This is a genomic window from Pseudomonas fjordensis (assembly GCF_976987115.1).
The window spans coordinates 3,382,159-3,398,526 of record NZ_OZ336860.1 but is presented as its reverse complement, the minus strand read 5'-3'; the positions used below and the strand labels follow the sequence as shown (position 1 = coordinate 3,398,526).

General features: G+C 60.7%; 13 protein-coding genes and 2 pseudogenes. 10 read left to right on the top strand and 5 right to left on the bottom strand.

The features are described 5' to 3' along the window. The first annotated feature begins 243 nt into the window (after nt 1-243). From ACWHXD_RS15110 to ACWHXD_RS15090, 5 genes are read left to right on the top strand one after another with little or no spacing between them, the layout of a single operon-like run. Complete coding sequence (locus ACWHXD_RS15110; protein ID WP_032897223.1) at nt 244-804, top strand: fimbrial protein; 561 nt, start codon at nt 244-246, stop codon at nt 802-804. A 53-nt stretch (nt 805-857) separates the two neighbouring features. After that, a complete protein-coding gene (locus tag ACWHXD_RS15105) occupies nt 858-1,631 on the top strand; it encodes a fimbrial biogenesis chaperone (RefSeq protein ID WP_138762773.1) in 774 nt (257 codons plus the stop codon). 2 nt (nt 1,632-1,633) lie between these two features. After that, complete coding sequence (locus ACWHXD_RS15100) at nt 1,634-4,255, top strand: fimbria/pilus outer membrane usher protein (RefSeq protein WP_138762772.1); 2,622 nt, start codon at nt 1,634-1,636, stop codon at nt 4,253-4,255. Further along, entirely contained in the window at nt 4,252-5,391 is a 1,140-nt protein-coding gene (locus ACWHXD_RS15095; protein WP_138762771.1) for a fimbrial protein, read from the top strand. Before ACWHXD_RS15100 ends, ACWHXD_RS15095 begins: the two co-directional genes overlap by 4 nt. A gap of 59 nt (nt 5,392-5,450) precedes the next feature. Next, complete coding sequence (locus ACWHXD_RS15090) at nt 5,451-6,131, top strand: fimbrial biogenesis chaperone (protein ID WP_138762770.1); 681 nt, start codon at nt 5,451-5,453, stop codon at nt 6,129-6,131. On the opposite strand, the pseudogene ACWHXD_RS15085 reads toward ACWHXD_RS15090, so the two are convergent. Then, nucleotides 6,132-6,434: pseudogene (locus ACWHXD_RS15085) on the bottom strand (LysR family transcriptional regulator substrate-binding protein); the annotation flags it as partial. A 470-nt stretch (nt 6,435-6,904) separates the two neighbouring features. Here ACWHXD_RS15085 and ACWHXD_RS15080 point away from each other — a divergent pair. From ACWHXD_RS15080 to ACWHXD_RS15070, 3 genes and pseudogenes are all read left to right on the top strand, one after another. Further along, nucleotides 6,905-7,105 (top strand): annotated as a pseudogene (locus tag ACWHXD_RS15080) (EamA family transporter); the annotation flags it as partial. 246 nt (nt 7,106-7,351) lie between these two features. Further along, a complete protein-coding gene (gene hppD / locus ACWHXD_RS15075; RefSeq protein ID WP_032897233.1) occupies nt 7,352-8,428 on the top strand; it encodes a 4-hydroxyphenylpyruvate dioxygenase in 1,077 nt (358 codons plus the stop codon). Nucleotides 8,429-8,715: 287 nt separating this feature from the next. Further along, nucleotides 8,716-9,945, top strand: coding sequence for a dermonecrotic toxin domain-containing protein (locus ACWHXD_RS15070; RefSeq protein ID WP_238344577.1), 1,230 nt, complete (start codon nt 8,716-8,718; stop codon nt 9,943-9,945). A 57-nt stretch (nt 9,946-10,002) separates the two neighbouring features. Here the strand turns inward: ACWHXD_RS15070 and rarD are convergent, their stop codons facing one another. From rarD to ACWHXD_RS15055, 3 genes are all read right to left on the bottom strand, one after another. Then, the gene (gene rarD / locus ACWHXD_RS15065; protein ID WP_138762768.1) at nt 10,003-10,884 is read right to left on the bottom strand and encodes an EamA family transporter RarD; all 882 of its coding nucleotides are present in this window, start codon (nt 10,882-10,884) and stop codon (nt 10,003-10,005) included. A gap of 36 nt (nt 10,885-10,920) precedes the next feature. Further along, complete coding sequence (locus tag ACWHXD_RS15060) at nt 10,921-11,931, bottom strand: aldo/keto reductase (RefSeq protein ID WP_044273895.1); 1,011 nt, start codon at nt 11,929-11,931, stop codon at nt 10,921-10,923. An 82-nt stretch (nt 11,932-12,013) separates the two neighbouring features. After that, a complete protein-coding gene (locus ACWHXD_RS15055) occupies nt 12,014-12,916 on the bottom strand; it encodes a LysR family transcriptional regulator (RefSeq protein ID WP_138762767.1) in 903 nt (300 codons plus the stop codon). 101 nt (nt 12,917-13,017) lie between these two features. Here ACWHXD_RS15055 and ACWHXD_RS15050 point away from each other — a divergent pair, with 101 nt between their 5' ends. After that, nucleotides 13,018-13,722, top strand: a complete 705-nt coding sequence (locus ACWHXD_RS15050) for an SDR family oxidoreductase (RefSeq protein WP_138762766.1) — start codon at nt 13,018-13,020, stop codon at nt 13,720-13,722. A gap of 48 nt (nt 13,723-13,770) precedes the next feature. On the opposite strand, the gene ACWHXD_RS15045 is transcribed toward ACWHXD_RS15050, so the two are convergent. Continuing rightward, nucleotides 13,771-15,081, bottom strand: a complete 1,311-nt coding sequence (locus ACWHXD_RS15045; RefSeq protein WP_138762765.1) for an MFS transporter — start codon at nt 15,079-15,081, stop codon at nt 13,771-13,773. 157 nt (nt 15,082-15,238) lie between these two features. Here ACWHXD_RS15045 and ACWHXD_RS15040 point away from each other — a divergent pair, with 157 nt between their 5' ends. Next, nucleotides 15,239-16,342 (top strand): sugar diacid recognition domain-containing protein, encoded by a 1,104-nt coding sequence (locus tag ACWHXD_RS15040; protein ID WP_032897246.1) that lies wholly within the window; start codon nt 15,239-15,241, stop codon nt 16,340-16,342. Nucleotides 16,343-16,368: the final 26 nt, after the last annotated feature.

The following is a 16,368-nucleotide window of genomic DNA, read 5'->3' as shown; positions in this document are numbered from 1 at the left end:
TGGCAATACGCAGGCCTGCTCAGTTGTTTTGAGCGGGTTGACCTAGCCGTTCGGTCAGTTGTGGCGGGGATTTCATCTAGGCAACATAAACATCGTTGCAAGAAGTAAGAGACTCAGGACCGTATCCCTCCAGCCTCTCTCAGTGCCGTGCTAGCCCAATTTTGGCGGGACGGTCGGCGCGTGCCTTTCGAATGTCGGCAGCCGCCTTGCAGCCTTTTAACGACTCCACAGGAATTTGCAGCAATGAAAAAAATCGCACTGGCCGTTGCCTGGTTGATGGCTAACAGCGTTGTCGCTCTACCGGCGTTCGCGGCGGACGGCACTATCACCCTGACCGGTGAGATCACTGGCACCACCTGCAGCATCAGTGGCGGGGCAGGCGCTGCACCTGGCGCCGGGCCGGACTTTGCCATTGCGCTGCACAAGGTCCAGGCCAGCGCACTCAAGGCAGCCGGGCAGACGGCAGGGGTAAAGCCATTTTTTATCCAAGTGGGCAGTTGCCCGAAGGACACGGTGGTCGCGGTGTTATTCGAGAGCAGCAGCCCGGCGATCAACCCGGCGACCGGTAACCTGGTCAATCAGGCGCCAGCCACGCCCGAACCGGCAAAGTTCGTGGAAGTACAGATTGTGGATGGCGTCACCAACCAGCCCCTGGACCTGCGGCTGGGCCTGAGTTCGAGTACCGCGACAGTGCCAGACGGCGGCGCGGTGACGCTGCCATTTGCGGCTCAGTACTTCGCCACGGGGGCAGCGACCGCCGGCCCGATCAGCACGCAAGTGCTGTATTCCGTGACATTCCCCTGATCAAGGCCATGGTGCCTGGCAATGCGCCAGGCCCTGCCTTGAAGGATGGACTCATGCTTTCTCGCACATTACTGGCGAGCCTCACCTTTGCGCTCCTCGCCGGCTTACCGTCAACGGCCCACGCGGGTGTGGTGATCGATGGCACACGGCATATCTACCCCCAGCAGCGCCGTGAAATCACCCTGCGCCTGACCAACGACGATAAACGGGCACCGCGCCTGGTCCAGGTGTGGCTGGATCAAGGCGATGCCACTCCAGATCCCGCCCATAGCGACGTGCCGTTCAGCCTCTCGCCCCCGGTGTTTCGCCTGGATCCGGGTAGAAGCCAGGGGGTGCGGCTGGTCTACACCCAGGAGCCGCTGCCGTCAGATCGAGAATCACTGTTCTGGCTCAATGCCTTGGAAATCCCCCCTAAAGTCAACGCGGCCGAACTCGACGAGCAACCCTCTGAAGGAAACCACCTGCAGTTTGCTTTTCGTATCCGCACCAAAGTGTTTTTTCGCCCCCCTCATTTGCCTGGCAGTGCAGACCAGGCCCCCGCGCAACTGCGCTGGAGTCTGAGGCGCACCGAGCGCGCAGCCGTACTGCGCGTACACAACCCTACGGCCTTTCACGTGACCTTCAACGAGGTGGCACTGGCGCTGGGCCCTCGGCCTGACGCCCACCTGATACCGGTACAAGAAGGCATGGTGCCGCCAGGTGCCAGCCTCGAACTGCCTGTACGCGGCAGCCTGCCGACGATCCCCGCCGACGCCCAGGTGCATTTCAAATACATCAATGATTACGGCGCATTCTCCGCGCCGCAGCGAGCGCCCCTGAAGTTTTGATTATGTCTGTTTACCTGCCATTTACGGGGCATCCCGTGTTTGCCTGGCTGTTGTACAACTCGCGGCTGATGGTGTCGCTGGGTGTGTTCACGACCTTATGCTTGCCGGCCGAGGCCGCGCCACTGTTGTTTGATATCGAGGCGTTTACCACCGGCTTGTCCACTGCGGTGGATATTTCGCGTTTCAATACGGGCAATGCACTGGCGCCTGGCGTCTATCGTGTGGATGTGATGCTCAATGGGCAATCCGTGGGGCGCCGTGAAATCAGCTTTGTCTCCCGGAAGGGGCAGGATGATGTCCAGCCTTGCGTGAGCGCGCTGGAACTTGCCCAACTCGGAGTCGTGCTGCCACCTGACAAACGTAGCGCCGACACGCAGTGCCGTGAATTTACCCAATGGATCCCCCTGGCCAGCAGCCAACTCGACATCGAGACCCTTACACTCGACGTCAGTATTCCCCAAGCTCACCTCAGCCGTGCCGCACGCGGTTACGTTGACCCGGCCCGCTGGGACAAGGGGCTTAACGTTGCGCTGCTCAATTACACCTTCAGCGCCGCAGCGGTGACTGCGGGGGCGGGGGAAGGTCGGGGTTACCTGGGCCTCAACGGCGGCGTCAACCTCGGCGACTGGCGCCTGCGCCACCAAGGCGGCCAGGCCTGGACCTCCCGAGGCGGTCTGTTGCCTTATCAACACACCGCCACGTACCTGCAACGGCCCTTGTCGGCCTGGCGTTCGCAACTGACCCTTGGCGACAGCTTCAGTAACGGCCAGGTCCTCGACGGCGTGCGAGTGCGGGGCATCACCCTGTCGACCGATGACCGCATGCTGGCGCCGTCGCAACAAGGCTATGCACCGCAGATACGCGGCATCGCCGACAGCAACGCCTCGGTAACGGTGCGCCAGAACGGCTACACGATCTACGAAACCCAGGTTGCCCCAGGGCCCTTTGTCATCGACGATCTTTACCCCACGGGCTACGGCGGCGACCTGAATGTCAGCGTCACCGAGGTGGACGGGCGCCGCACCACCTTTGTCGTGCCGTATTCAGTGGCCCCACAGTTATTGCGTCAGGGCGCCACCCACTACAGCACGACCTTGGGCCAGGTGCAGCAACGCGGAGTCAGCGGTGACAGCCCCCTGTTATTTCAGGGCACCTTGCAGCATGGCCTTACCGATGGCCTGAGCCTTTATGGCGGCAGCACGCTTTCCAAAGGTTACTTTCAGGGCAAGGCCGGGTTGGCGATGAGTACGCCCATCGGCGCATTTGCCCTGGACACCACGCACTCGCGCACCCGCATTGAGGGCAACGGGGTGGTTGGCGGACACAGTTGGGGCCTGGCCTACAACAAGAACCTGCCGTTTTCCGGAACCCATTTTGCGCTAGGCGCCTACCGCTTCTCCACGGTCGGCTATCTGAGCCTGCCGGATGCTTTGAATGTGCAGGAACTGGCGCGTCAGCAGGGGAACATCGAGGGCTATGCCCGACAGAAAAGCCGTCTCGATCTGACGATCAGCCAGCAACTGGGCGAAGGCACCTTGAGCCTGTACGGCAGTTCGGTTGACTACTGGGCGAGCCGGCAAGGTCGCCAGACATCCTTCACCCTCAGCTATGGATCACGCTGGAAGCGGCTCAACTGGAACATTTCGGCGCAGCGCTCAAGGGTCAGCGACGCCGACCCACCCAGCGATCGTGACCACAGTGACGCGATCTTTTTCGGCCGCGCGTTGCAACCCGGTCGCGTCGATAATCGTCTGGCGCTGACCCTGTCGATGCCGCTGGGCCAGGGCACATCGGCGCCGACCCTGAGCAGCGCGTTGTCGCGCGACACCGGCGAGTCAAAGGGCAGTCAACAGCAAGTGGGTATCAATGGCTTGCTCGGCGAGGCGTCAGAGGGGCACTACGGCCTGGCCGGCAGCCAGGGCACGGGGAGCCAGGCCGGTTCCAGCTTCAATGCCTACGCCGGATATCGCAGCAGCACGGCCAACCTGCGCGCCGGTTACGGCCAGAGTGGCAACAACGCACAAGTGTCCATGAGCGCCGACGGCGGGCTGATTGCCCATGGCGGTGGCGTGACCCTCTCGCAAAGCCTCGGTGAAGCGTCGGCACTGGTGTATGCACCGGATGCCCAGGGCGCGCAGATCGGTGGGGGGGTACGCATCGACTCACACGGCTATGGCGTGTTGCCGAGCTTGCGGGCCTACCATCCCAATGACGTGGATATCGACCCCGAAGGCATGGCCATGGATGTGGAGCTCAAGGAATCGAATCGCTCGGTGGTACCGACAGGGGGCGCAGTGTCGCTGGTCAAGTTCGAGACCGTCAGTGGCCGTGCGGTGGTGATCAAGGCGACCCATCGCAACGGTCAGCCGCTGCCTTTTGCCGCTCAGGTGTTCGACGAGCAGGGCAGGGAAGTCGGGGTGATTGGGCAAGCCGGCAAGGCGTTTGTGCGCGGCGTGGCCGATCAGGGCACGCTGACCGTGCGTTGGACCGAGGCGGCAAGTGACCGCTGCTATATCCCATACCGTCTGCCACCGCGGCCACCGGGGCACCGCCAGGAAAATGCCGACCAACTGGTCAGCCGGTGCCACCCCAACACCGCCAACGAAGAGGTCAGCAGCCGATGATCAGCATCTGTACGCAACGTCTGGCAGGGCTTGTCATGGTGACCTGCATCGCCCTCGCCAGCGCGCCCCATGTCCAGGCCAAGGCGACGTGTACGCCCGCGCCGCCGACGGTGCTGTCGGTGCCGCGCATTACGGTGCCCGCCAACCCTGTGGTCGGCCAAGCCCTGGGCAACCCGGATGGCTACCCCGTCGAGGTAGCGCACGGATTGAGGTGCACCTATCCGCCCAACCTGATTGTTCGCTATTGGTCGTCCACGCGGATTGCTCGGGAGATTCCCTGGACGGGACGTAATTTCTTCCACTCAGGGGTCGTCATGCCGGTTCATCTGACCGGCGTGCAAGGTGTCGGGTTTGCGTTTATGGCGCAGGACCGTGACGTCGGGCCGATGCAAACCGTGACTACCGGAGTCACAGTGTTGCGTGGCCCGATCCATCCCGGTTTGCCTACGTGGGGCTTGCGCGGACGCTTGTTCTTGGTAGTAACCGGCCCGATCCAGGGCGGCACCATTGCGCCGCAGACCTTCGCGGGCTTGTACCTGTACACCAGCGAGACACACCACGCGTTCAACTTCGGCAGCATCGAAGTAGGCCCGCCGAGCAAGCCCACCTGCACGGTCTCCACGCCCTCCGTGGCAATCCCGCTGGGGGCGGTGGAGAGCAGGGCGTTCAAGGGCATTGGCAGCGTGGCCGGCAATGCCACCCGCACCATCACCTTGCAATGCGCTGGTGGCGGGGGCGCTGACAGCGATGTGCTGTTGACCTTGACCGACCAGACCCAACCGGCCAATCGCAGTGACCAACTGACATTGACCGCCAGTTCCACCGCCAAGGGCGTGGCGCTGCAACTGCTGTTTGGCAATCGCCTGATCAGCTACGGCCCCGACGCCGCCGCTATTGGCACGCCGAATCAATGGTTGGCAGGTAGCACCGGCAACGGCACCTTCCAGATTCCCTTGACCGCGCGCTACATACAAACCGGCGCCGCCGCTATTGGCACGCCGAATCAATGGTTGGCAGGTAGCACCGGCAACGGCACCTTCCAGATTCCCTTGACCGCGCGCTACATACAAACCGGCGCCGCCGTCCGCCCGGGCACGGCCAACGGGTTGGCGACCTTCACTTTGGCCTATCGGTAGTCGGCGTGATAATCCGAGCCTTATTGAACTGTGTGTTCGGGCTGGCACTGGCGGCATCTATGGCGAAAGCGCAGGCCGAAATCGTCATTGATCGCACCCGGCTCATTTACCCGGCCGCGGCACGGGGGGTAACCCTCAACCTGCGTAACGAGGCGGACAGCCCGAGGCTGGTGCAAGTCTGGATCGATGAAGGCGACCCCCAGGCTACGCCGGAACGCAGTGACGTGCCGTTTACCGTCACGCCACCGATCCTGAGAATGGAAGCGGGCAAATCGCACGCATTGCGGGTGATCTATCATCCGGTTCCGCAGACTGCCACGGCCGATCCTCAGGAAGTGGTGTATTGGCTGAATGTGCTGGGGATCCGGCCCACTGACGCGGCGAGCCATCAACTGCAATTGGCGTTTCGCACGCGCATCAAACTGTTCCTGCGCCCCAACGCGTTGCCAGGCAGGGTGGAAGATGCCGTGGCGGCGCTGCAATGGCAACTGGCAGACGACCGCGCGGTGCTGCGGGTGCGCAACCGGAGTGCCTTTCATATGACCTTGTCCAGCGTGGCGCTCAATCTTGAGGGCGTCGAATACCGCCATGAAAACCCACCGATGCTGGCTCCGCGCTCAACGGCCGAGTTGATCATGCCGGGTTGGGTTGTACCGTGGCGAGGAACGCCGACGCTGCGTTTCACCACATTGGATGACTATGGCGCGACGCAGGAGAGGACGCAGCGCATAGGCCGGTAACTAAGTAGGCGAGGGGTACAGCTCTTGTGCCAGCGCGATAAATGCCAGGGCAGCCGGGGAAGACTGACGCCGATCCAGCACCGCCAGCCCGATCTGACGCGGTACCCGCGGCGCCAATGGCAACGCCACATAACGCGAGTCGGCATGTTCCGGCAGTGAAGCCTGCGCAACCACACTCAGACCATCGCCCCGGCTGACCGCTTCCAACGTGCTGAGCAACACCAGCTCCGACGAGCCGGCTTCAGTCAGGATAAAGGGTTCATCGCAGAGTGCTTGCAAGGTCATGGCCTCATCGGCGCATAAGTATCTACACAACTTTGGTATGACGCTGAACCTGTGGAGAGGGAGCTTGCTCCCGCGACGGCCTGATAGCCGATGCTTATCTACCTGACGCACCGCAGTCCAAATGTGGGAGCTGGCTTGCCTGCGAAGACGGCCTCACAGTCAACGGATTGTGTGCATATCCATTGCTGCGGTAACGGCCACTTAGGGTTCCGCCCTGACGGCGGCTCACTTTTGAACAGCGCAAAAGTAAGCAAAACGCTCTTGCCCCACCACTCGGCACCTCGCTTAGGCTCGGTGTGCCCGTAATCCGCCAGTGATTTGGGGGGCCGCCGCCACGCGCCATCCATGGCGCGGGGCGGCTAAACCGGCATCCCTGCCGGTTTACCCCCCAAATCCCTGTCGAATTCCGGCCAGCGTGGTTTAACGGGGCGCCTGAGATCAAAAGCAGATCAAGATCAAGAGCGACTCGCTTCGCATCGTGGATATCGGCTATCGATGGCATTCGTCGCATAGGCGCCACACGCTCCGGGGTGTTCATCGCGCTTAACCCGTTGACGACAGTCATTTGCGGTACGGTGCTGCTGGACGAACCGCTGACAATGCCGATGTTGCTCGGCGGCGCGGTCATCCTGCTGGGCATCTACCTGTGCAACAAACCCCTTGCGCGGGGCAGGGCAATGGGGATTTGATAAGAGTACGGACAAACCTGGTTACGCTGTGTAGAATCAGTTTACGCATACAAGAATATGGACTTGCGCTCACGCAAGCCTCGGCCGTCAGAGACTGATGACACCATGAAGCTACTTGGCTCCCCCCTCATCTTTGGTGACTTCCTCGCCCGCAGCGTGCGGGGCCTCTCTTGTGCGCCACCCTCCAGCCTCATCCTTGCTCGCAACTAATCAATTGCTACCTACAAGAATGATGAGGCACCGAACATGACCGACCAACTCGCAAACCCAATGGGCCTGATGGGCTTTGAATTCATCGAATTCGCCTCGCCCACCCCTGGCACCCTGGAGCCGATCTTCGAGATCATGGGCTTTACCAAAGTGGCCACCCACCGCTCCAAGAACGTGCACCTGTATCGCCAGGGCGAGATCAACCTGATCCTCAACAACGAACCCGACAGCCTCGCTTCCTACTTTGCGGCCGAGCACGGCCCGTCGGTGTGCGGCATGGCGTTTCGCGTCAAGGACTCGCAACAGGCCTACAAGCGTGCCCTGGAGCTGGGTGCCCAGCCGATCCACATCGACACCGGCCCGATGGAATTGAACCTGCCGGCAATCAAAGGCATTGGCGGTTCGCCGTTGTACCTGATCGACCGTTTCGGCGAAGGCAACTCGATCTACGACATTGACTTCGTGTACCTCGAAGGCGTTGATCGCAACCCGGTAGGCGCTGGCCTGAAGGTCATCGACCACCTGACCCACAACGTCTATCGCGGGCGCATGATCTATTGGGCCAACTTCTACGAGAAGCTGTTCAACTTCCGCGAAGCGCGTTATTTCGACATCAAAGGCGAGTACACCGGCCTGACCTCCAAGGCCATGAGTGCGCCGGACGGCAAGATCCGTATCCCGTTGAACGAAGAATCGTCCAAGGGCGCCGGGCAGATCGAAGAGTTCCTGATGCAGTTCAACGGCGAGGGCATCCAGCACGTCGCGTTCCTCACCGACGATCTGGTCCAGACCTGGGACGCGCTGAAGAAGATCGGCATGCGCTTCATGACCGCGCCGCCTGATACTTACTACGAAATGCTTGAAGGCCGCCTGCCGAACCACGGTGAGCCGGTGGACCAGTTGCAATCGCGTGGCATCCTGCTGGATGGCTCGTCGGTTGCCGGTGACAAGCGTCTACTGCTGCAGATCTTCTCGGAAACCCTGATGGGCCCAGTGTTCTTCGAATTCATCCAGCGCAAAGGCGACGATGGGTTTGGCGAGGGCAACTTCAAGGCGTTGTTCGAGTCGATCGAGCGCGACCAGGTGCGTCGTGGTGTACTGACCGCCGATTGATGACTGGCTAAAGCAAAAAAGCCCGGTTTTTACCGTTTTTGTAGGAGCGAGCTTGCTCGCGAAAAACTCACAGGCGCCGCGTTCATTCAGGATGCCCGCGTTATCGTTGACGTTTTTCGCGAGCAAGCTCGCTCCTACAAACATTACGGTTTTTACCGGGTTTTTTTGTGCCTGATCCATCGTGTTGCAAATAGCCTGCGGTTTATTGGGAACAGATGTTTCTTGAGAGATCACTCAGAGGGCAGGACGCAGAAAAACCTGCGTTTCCACTATGAAGAGGCCCTCTTATGAATGTGAATGCTCCTACCCCTCAACGCCCGATCGGCCCCTCTATATCAACGGAGCAGGCTGGGCCTGTGCGAAATGTTCCTTCAACCGGTCATGCAGACCCGGTCGATCAGGCGCGTAAACAGTTTCTCGATGACGGTGAAACCGAGTACTTGGGCGGCACACTCAGCGCCGAAGGGTATCAACTGACGAAGGCAGCTGTGTCACCCAACAAACCGGGAAGTCCAAAGGTGCAGGTTTCGACATTTGCCGTTGATGGCGTTCAGTCCAACGACATGATGGTGATCAAGCGCGTGTCGCGTACAGAAGAGGGGCCTAATCTCGTCCTGTATATGCCCGAAGATGACGTGACATCGTTTCATGAGTTCAAAAATGCAGAGGAGATGACTGCCTGGCTCAAGGGTGTGGCCAACGACCCGACCGAGCGCAAGCGATTTACCCAGCATTTTGCCAGTGATAAAGCGCCGAAGCAGGAGGACCGGGTTAACAAGAAGTTTGGCGAGTTCGCTGATGGCGACATCAATGCAGTCGTGGGCAGTTTTGGCGATGAGAAGGGTGATATTTTCGAACGGTTGAACAAAGATGCTTCGGTGCCACCCGCTCCGGTCGACGGTCTGGTGCGAACGCAGCTCTATAAACTTGCACCAGATGGCAAGGCGTTTTATGTCGGGTACCGGCCAGATGGGGAAGCCATCGTCTATAGCTACGACGCTTATGGAAATTTGCAAGGCGCAGGCCAAAAAAAGGACGTCAAGGCGCGCAGACATTATTTCGTTCAAAACGGGTTGACCGAAAATAAACCGCTTGAACCCATGACCTTCAATGAGTTCCGCAAAAAAATAGCCAGTGCCGCCCTGGACAATGTGGGTGCCAATAATCTAAACGGTCTTTACGACGAATTCCTGAAGCAACTCAGAAGCCCTGGGCATGGCCTTGCCACCGCGCTGAAAGCGCTGGGTGTTCCTGACGATGTGGCCCACTCCATCGAAACCATCGTGAAAGACCCGGTTAAAGGAACGTTGCTTGAGTTGAACCACGACAATCGTATCGGCAAGCTGTTTGGAGTCGATCAGGCCGAGATGGACGCCCAGCTGGAAAGCGCAGGCAGCCAAATCCAAAGCAATATTCCCTATTACGGTACGTGGCGAGACAGGTTGGAAAATACAGCCAACGTCATTGAACGAGTCGTCGGCACACCTGAAGTGCCGACGACCGAAGTCAGGGTCTGACTCAATCGACAAAGGGGTAGGGAAACCCCGCAATCGACATTCACGCTAAGCCGCGCATCAAGCCCGGCGCTGACGCACCAAGTGCTTGAACCCTTCATACACCAGCACCATCACCGCCAGCCAGATCGGGATATAGGTCAGCCATTGCCCACCCTGGATGCCTTCACCCAATAGCAACGCCACCGCCAGCAACAGCACCGGCTCCACGTAGCTCAGCAGCCCGAACAGGCTGAACGCCAGCAAGCGACTGGCAATGATATAGCTCACCAGCGCCGAGGCGCTGATAAGGCCCAGCATGGGAATCAATCCATAGAGCTTTGGGTGCCCATCCAGCACGGCAAAGCCTTGTTCACCGCTTTGTACAAACCACCAGGCCACCGGCAGCATCAACGCCATATCCAGCCACAGCCCACCCAGATGGTCGGTGCTCAGGTACTTACGCACCACGAAGTACACCGGGTAGCCGATGATCACCACCAGTGTGGCCCAGGAAAAACCACCGGCCTGGTACAACTCGTTCAACACGCCCAGCGCGGCCAACACCACGGCGATCTGTTGCAGCCGTGACAGACGCTCGCCGTAGACCAGGCGCCCGGTGAGCACCATGGTCAACGGCAGCAGGAAATACCCCACCGACACGTCCAGGCTGCGCCCATTGAGCGGCGCCCACATGAACAGCCACAACTGCACGCCGAGCAGGGCAGAAGACACCAGCACGCCGCCAATCAGCCGTGGCTTAGCCGCCAGCCTGCGCAGCAGTTCCCACACCCTGCGCCACTCACCGCTGACAATCATGAACACCGTCATGCAGGGCACGGTCAGCAACATGCGCCAGCCGAAAATTTCCAGGCCACTCAGGGGAGTAAGCAGCGATGTGAAGTAATACATCACCGCAAACAACACCGAGGCCAAGACCGATAACACCACACCTTTAGACACGCTGTCCTCACGAAAGCCGATTATTCCGTCGGCAGTCTACAGGCGCGCCAACCGACCGGATACAAAATGCCCGACATCGTTGAACCCCGGCGACGACGAATGCCCCGGCGTAACCAACGAATCAATGAACGCCTCGTCTTCGGCGCTGATCTTCACCGCCAGCGCGCCGGTGTAGGCGTCCCACTGCGCCTCGGTCCGTGGCCCGACGATCGCTGAGCTCACCGCCGCATTGTTCAGCACCCAGGCGATTGCGAACTCGACAATCCCTACGCCACGCCCTTGGGTGTATTGCTGGATCTGCTGGGCAATGCGCAGTGATTCAACCCGCCACTCGGTTTCCAGGATGCGCTTGTCCTGGCGCGCGGCACGGCTGCCGGGTTCAGGCGTGACGTCCGGTGCGTACTTGCCGCTGAGCACCCCTCGGGCCAGCGGGCTGTAAGGCACCACGCCCAGCCCATAAGCCGCTGCAGCGGTGATCTGTTCCACCTCGGCCTGGCGATTGACGATGTTGTACAGCGGTTGGCTGATGATGGGTTTATCAACCCCCAGACGTTCAGCCACGCGGATCACTTCGGCGATGCGCCACCCCCGGTAATTGGACAGGCCCCAGTAGCGGACCTTGCCCTGGCGGATCAGGTCACCGATGGCGGACACGGTCACCTCCAACGGCGTGTCGTGGTCTTCACGGTGCAGGTAGTAGATGTCCAGGTAGTCGGTGTCCAGGCGTGCCAGGCTGGCGTCCAGGGCTGTGAACATACGCTTGCGGCTCAAACCGCTGCGGTTGGGCACGCCATCGGCAGGGCCGAAGCCGACCTTGGAGGCCACCACCCAATCGTGGCGGTTGCGTGCAATCGCCTCACCGACGATTTCCTCGGAGCGCCCGCCTGTGTACACATCAGCGGTGTCGATGAAATTGATGCCCTGGTCCCAGGCCTTGTCGATGATGCGCAGCGAATCTTCGGTGCTGGTCTGTTCGCCAAACATCATGGTGCCGAGGGTCAGAGCGCTGACCTTCAACCCGGAGTGGCCCAATGTGCGGTAAATCATGCAAAGCTCCTCATGGCAGGCAAAATGTAAGTGATGCAATACCAGACCCGAGCGCTCTGGAACAAGCCCTGGGCGCATTTCTTCATGTGCGTAGCAAAGTCAGGCAGCGCGCCTGTAAAAAACGGTGCAGCACTTTCACGCGTTCCGACACTTGCAGGCGGTGCGGGCACATCAGGTTGAACGGAGCGGGTTCGCCTTGCCAGTCGGGTAGCAGGGGTACCAACCGCCCAGCCTGGATATCACGGGCCACATCCAGGTTGGCCTTATAGGCAATGCCATGCCCCGCCAACGCCCAGCGGCGGACAATCTCGCCGTCATCGCTGAGGTAGTCACCGCTCACCTCGACTTCGTGAAGCAACGCCCCCTGGCGGAAATACCAGGTGCTATTGGCCTGGCCCCGGCGCATATAGCGCAGCGTGCTGTGGTGGGCCAAGTCTTCGGGCTCAAGCGGTGTGCCGTGGTGCGCCAGGTACTCAGGGCTGGCGCAGGCAATGCGATGGTGATCGGGTACCACCGGCAGGGCCACGAGGCTGGAGTCCCTCGGCACGCCAAAGCGCAAGGCAATGTCGACGGTGTCGCGAAACAAGTCGGCATTGCTGTCGTTGAGCAACAGTTGCAAGCGGATATCAGGGTGCTCCAACTTGAACTCGTCCAGCCAACCCAGCAGCACATTGCGGCCAAAGTCCGAGGGCGCGGCCAACTGCAATAAACCGCTGAGGCTCTGGCCTTGTTGCTTGATGGCGTGCTCGCCTTCCGACAACGCCTCCAGCGCCACCCGCACGCTGTCCAGGTAACGCCGGCCTTCTTCAGTCAGGCGCATGCTGCGCGTGGAGCGAGCGAGCAGGCGGATGCCGAGGCGGGTCTCAAGGCGCTTGAGCGCAATACTCGCCGCTGCTGGCGTGAGGCCCAGGCCACGGGCGGCGGCCGTCAGGCTGCCGGTGTCGGCGCTGCGCACGAAGACTTCAAGGTCAAGAATCGAGCTCATTGATAAAAATCCTTTAAAGATCTTGTCGTTTTACCCGGATTTTTCATCGATTACCAAGCTGGGAAGATGAACGCTCACTTTCTGACCCGGGTAGTTTTCTCATGACCTCTTCTCTGAGCGGCAAAACCATCATCGTTATCGGCGGCAGCAGCGGTATCGGCGCGGCAGTGGCCCAGGCAGCCTTGGCGCGCGGCGCGAAGGTGGTCGTGGCTGGGCGCCGCTTGGCGTCAAGTTCCGACAACGGCCTGCACAGCGAGCCGGTGGACGTCACCGACAGCGCCTCTTTAAAGCAACTGTTCGAAACCGTGGGGCGGTTTGACCATCTGATCTACACCTCGGGGCCTTCAGTACGGGCCAAGGCTTTGATTGAAACCGACCTGGATGAAGCCCAGGACAACTTCAATGTGAAGCTCTGGGGCGCACTACGCGCCATTCAACACGCGCTGCCCTTTATGCATGAACAGGGCAGCATCACCCTGACCTCGGGCCAACTGGGGCGAAAGTTGGCGGCAGGGCAGTTCATCAAGACGGGCATTAACGCCGCGACCGAGGCATTGGGCAAGCAACTGGCGAAAGAACTGGCGCCGCGTCGAGTCAATGTGATCAGCCCGGGGGTGATAGACACACCGGCCTACGCAGGGCTTGGCGAAGAGCAGCGTTTGGCGATGTTTGCCAAGGCGGGCCAGGGGTTGCCGGTTGGGCGGGTGGGGCAGGCGCAAGAAGTGGCGGCGGGGTATGTGCTGGCCATGGAAAATGGCTTTATGACCGGGGCAGTGGTTGATATCGACGGCGGCGGGCTGTTGTAAATACATGACCAAAGTGGGAGGGAGAAGCTCCCTCCCACTTTGAAGGCGTCAGGCCCTGAGCGTACGCGTCATCCGCAACGCCAGCACACTCCCACCCACAATCACCGCCGCCAGCAGGTACAACGCCACATCCGTGGACCCGGTGGCATCCTTCACAAAACCCACGATATACGGGCTGAGAAATCCCGCCATCTGCCCCATGGAGTTGATCAACGCCAAGCCACCCGCCGCCGCACCCGCGCTGAGCATCGCGGTGGGCACTGGCCAGAACATCGGCAGGCCGGTCAGTGCGCCCATGGTGGCGATGGTCAGGCCGAGAATGGCAATGGCCGGCGTGGTGGCGAAGTTCACTGCAATGACCAGGCCGAGGGCGCCCATCAACATCGGTACCACCAAATGCCAGCGGCGCTCCTTGCGCAAGTCGGCGGAGCGGCCCACCAGCAGCATGAACACCGCTGCCAGCAGATACGGAATAGCGCTGAGCCAGCCAATCACCAGGTTATCGCTGAAGCCCATGTTCTTGATGATCGACGGCAGCCAGAAGTTGATCGCATACACGCCACTCTGGATGCAGAAGTAGATCAGGCCGAACGCCCAGATCGCCGGGTTCTTGAACACTTCGGCCAGGGAGTCGCTGGTGGCTTTGGGTTTGTTCGCCAGGTCCGTGGCCTGGTCGGCTTCCAGCACTGCACGCTCATGGGGCTTGAGCCACTTGGCGTTGGCGAAGTTGTCACTGAGCAAGAAATAGGCGAGGGCGCCGAGGATTACAGTCGGGATGCCTTGCAGCAGGAACATCCACTGCCAGCCCGCCAAGCCACCTTGGCCTGCGGCGAAGTGATTGAGAATCCAGCCGGAAAACGGGCTGCCGAGCAAGCCGGACACCGGAATGGCGGACATGAACAGCGCCATGATCCGACCGCGGCGAAAGGTCGGAAACCACTGCGAAAGGTACAACACCACCCCTGGAAAGAAGCCGGCTTCAGCGGCACCCGTAAACAGCCGCAAGGTGTAGAAATGCGTGGGCGTGGTCACAAACAGCAGGCATGTGGAGAGCGTGCCCCACACGATCATCATCAACGCGATCCAGCGCCGCGGGCCGAACCGGGTCAGCGCCAGGTTACTCGGCACGCCGCACAGCACGTAGCCGATAAAGAAAATCCCGGCCCCCAGGCCGTACACGGTTTCACTGAATTTCAACGCATCGAGCATCTGCAACTTGGCAAAGCCAACGTTTACCCGGTCGAGGTAATTGAACAGGTAGCAGATAAAGATGAAGGGGATCAGGCGCAGGGTAACGCGCTTGTAGATGGCGTTTTTATCGTCATCGCTGGCCAGTGCGGCAGTGGCGCTCTGTGACATGGGATTCTCTCTTTATTATGATTTTTCGCGGTGCGAGGGTAACGTTGACCGCCCTGACAGTCTCGGTGACGTGACGGGCAACTGTCTTTGTGCTGGCGCACAGTCAAGCCATCTTTGCGCTGTGCCGGTGAACAACCTTTTTCAGGAAATTAGCCCCATGTTCGAGCTGGATCATGCCCTGGCGCAGGAGATTGTCGATCGCACCATGGCGATCCTGCCCCATAACGTCAATGTCATGGACAGCCAGGGCTTGATCCTGGGCAGCGGCGAGCCGGAGCGTATCAACACTCGCCATGAAGGTGCGCAACTGGTGTTGGCCAATGGGCGCGTGGTGGAAATCGACGGGCAGACCGCCAAGCATCTCAAGGGCGTACAGCCGGGCATCAACCTGCCGCTACTGCATGATCAACGCCTGATCGGCGTGCTGGGTATCACCGGCGAGCCGGATGGGCTGCGCACCTATGCCGAACTGGTGCGCATGACCGCTGAAATGCTGGTCAGCCAACGCCACCAGCAAGCCGAGCAACAATGGCGGCGCCAGCGTTGCGATGATCTGCTGGCCCTGCTGTTGGCCGACAGCGGCGACTCCCCGCGCCTGGTGGACGAAGCCCAGCAACTGGGGCTCAAGCCACAACTGGCGCGCACGCCGTACCTGTTTGAACTGGGCCCGGGCCAAACGGCGGAGGCTTTGAGCGCCTGGCTCGCCAGCCGTTACCCGGACAGTTGGTGCGTCAGTTCTGCGCAGTTTTCCTTGCTGTGGTGCCGACCCGCCGCGGTGCAGGTCGATAATCCCCGCTTGCTGGAAAAGCTCGACGGCCTGGGCTGGAACATCCTGCGCGTGGCCATCGGCGGGCAAGCGGAAGGTTTGGCGGGGCTGCGCCGCTGTTACCGAAGGGTAGGGGACCTGCTTGCCTATGGCCGCGATATCCTGCCCCAATCACGCCTGTTGACCCTCAACCGTTACCGCCTGCCGGTGATGCTGTGGCGTCATCGCAACGACGACGCCCTGGATGAGCTGCTCAACCCGTTGCGCAAGGTGTTGGCCAAGGACAGCAACGGGCAACTGCTCGCCACGTTGCGCAGTTGGTGCGAACACGATGGGCAAAGCCAGGCCTGTGCCGACGCCTTGGGCATTCACCGCAACAGCCTGCGCTACCGCATGGAGCGCATCGCTGAACTCAGCGGCGTAGACCCGCTGACGCTCGATGGGATGCTTGCCTTGTACCTGGGCGTCCAACTGCTGCCCCAGAGCGAACGCTAAAATTCGTGTTATTAGCTGTTCTCCCA

What these genes read in the sequence shown, in the direction of transcription:
- ACWHXD_RS15070 (WP_238344577.1), top strand. Translation starts at nt 8,716, where the DNA reads ATGAATGTGAATGCTCCTACCCCTCAACGCCCGATCGGCCCCTCTATA.
- ACWHXD_RS15040 (WP_032897246.1), top strand. Translation starts at nt 15,239, where the DNA reads ATGTTCGAGCTGGATCATGCCCTGGCGCAGGAGATTGTCGATCGCACC.
- ACWHXD_RS15060 (WP_044273895.1), bottom strand. Translation starts at nt 11,931, where the DNA reads ATGATTTACCGCACATTGGGCCACTCCGGGTTGAAGGTCAGCGCTCTG.
- ACWHXD_RS15090 (WP_138762770.1), top strand. Translation starts at nt 5,451, where the DNA reads ATGGCGAAAGCGCAGGCCGAAATCGTCATTGATCGCACCCGGCTCATT.
- ACWHXD_RS15055 (WP_138762767.1), bottom strand. Translation starts at nt 12,916, where the DNA reads ATGAGCTCGATTCTTGACCTTGAAGTCTTCGTGCGCAGCGCCGACACC.
- ACWHXD_RS15100 (WP_138762772.1), top strand. Translation starts at nt 1,634, where the DNA reads ATGTCTGTTTACCTGCCATTTACGGGGCATCCCGTGTTTGCCTGGCTG.
- ACWHXD_RS15045 (WP_138762765.1), bottom strand. Translation starts at nt 15,081, where the DNA reads ATGTCACAGAGCGCCACTGCCGCACTGGCCAGCGATGACGATAAAAAC.
- ACWHXD_RS15105 (WP_138762773.1), top strand. Translation starts at nt 858, where the DNA reads ATGCTTTCTCGCACATTACTGGCGAGCCTCACCTTTGCGCTCCTCGCC.
- hppD (WP_032897233.1), top strand. Translation starts at nt 7,352, where the DNA reads ATGACCGACCAACTCGCAAACCCAATGGGCCTGATGGGCTTTGAATTC.
- ACWHXD_RS15050 (WP_138762766.1), top strand. Translation starts at nt 13,018, where the DNA reads ATGACCTCTTCTCTGAGCGGCAAAACCATCATCGTTATCGGCGGCAGC.
- ACWHXD_RS15110 (WP_032897223.1), top strand. Translation starts at nt 244, where the DNA reads ATGAAAAAAATCGCACTGGCCGTTGCCTGGTTGATGGCTAACAGCGTT.
- ACWHXD_RS15095 (WP_138762771.1), top strand. Translation starts at nt 4,252, where the DNA reads ATGATCAGCATCTGTACGCAACGTCTGGCAGGGCTTGTCATGGTGACC.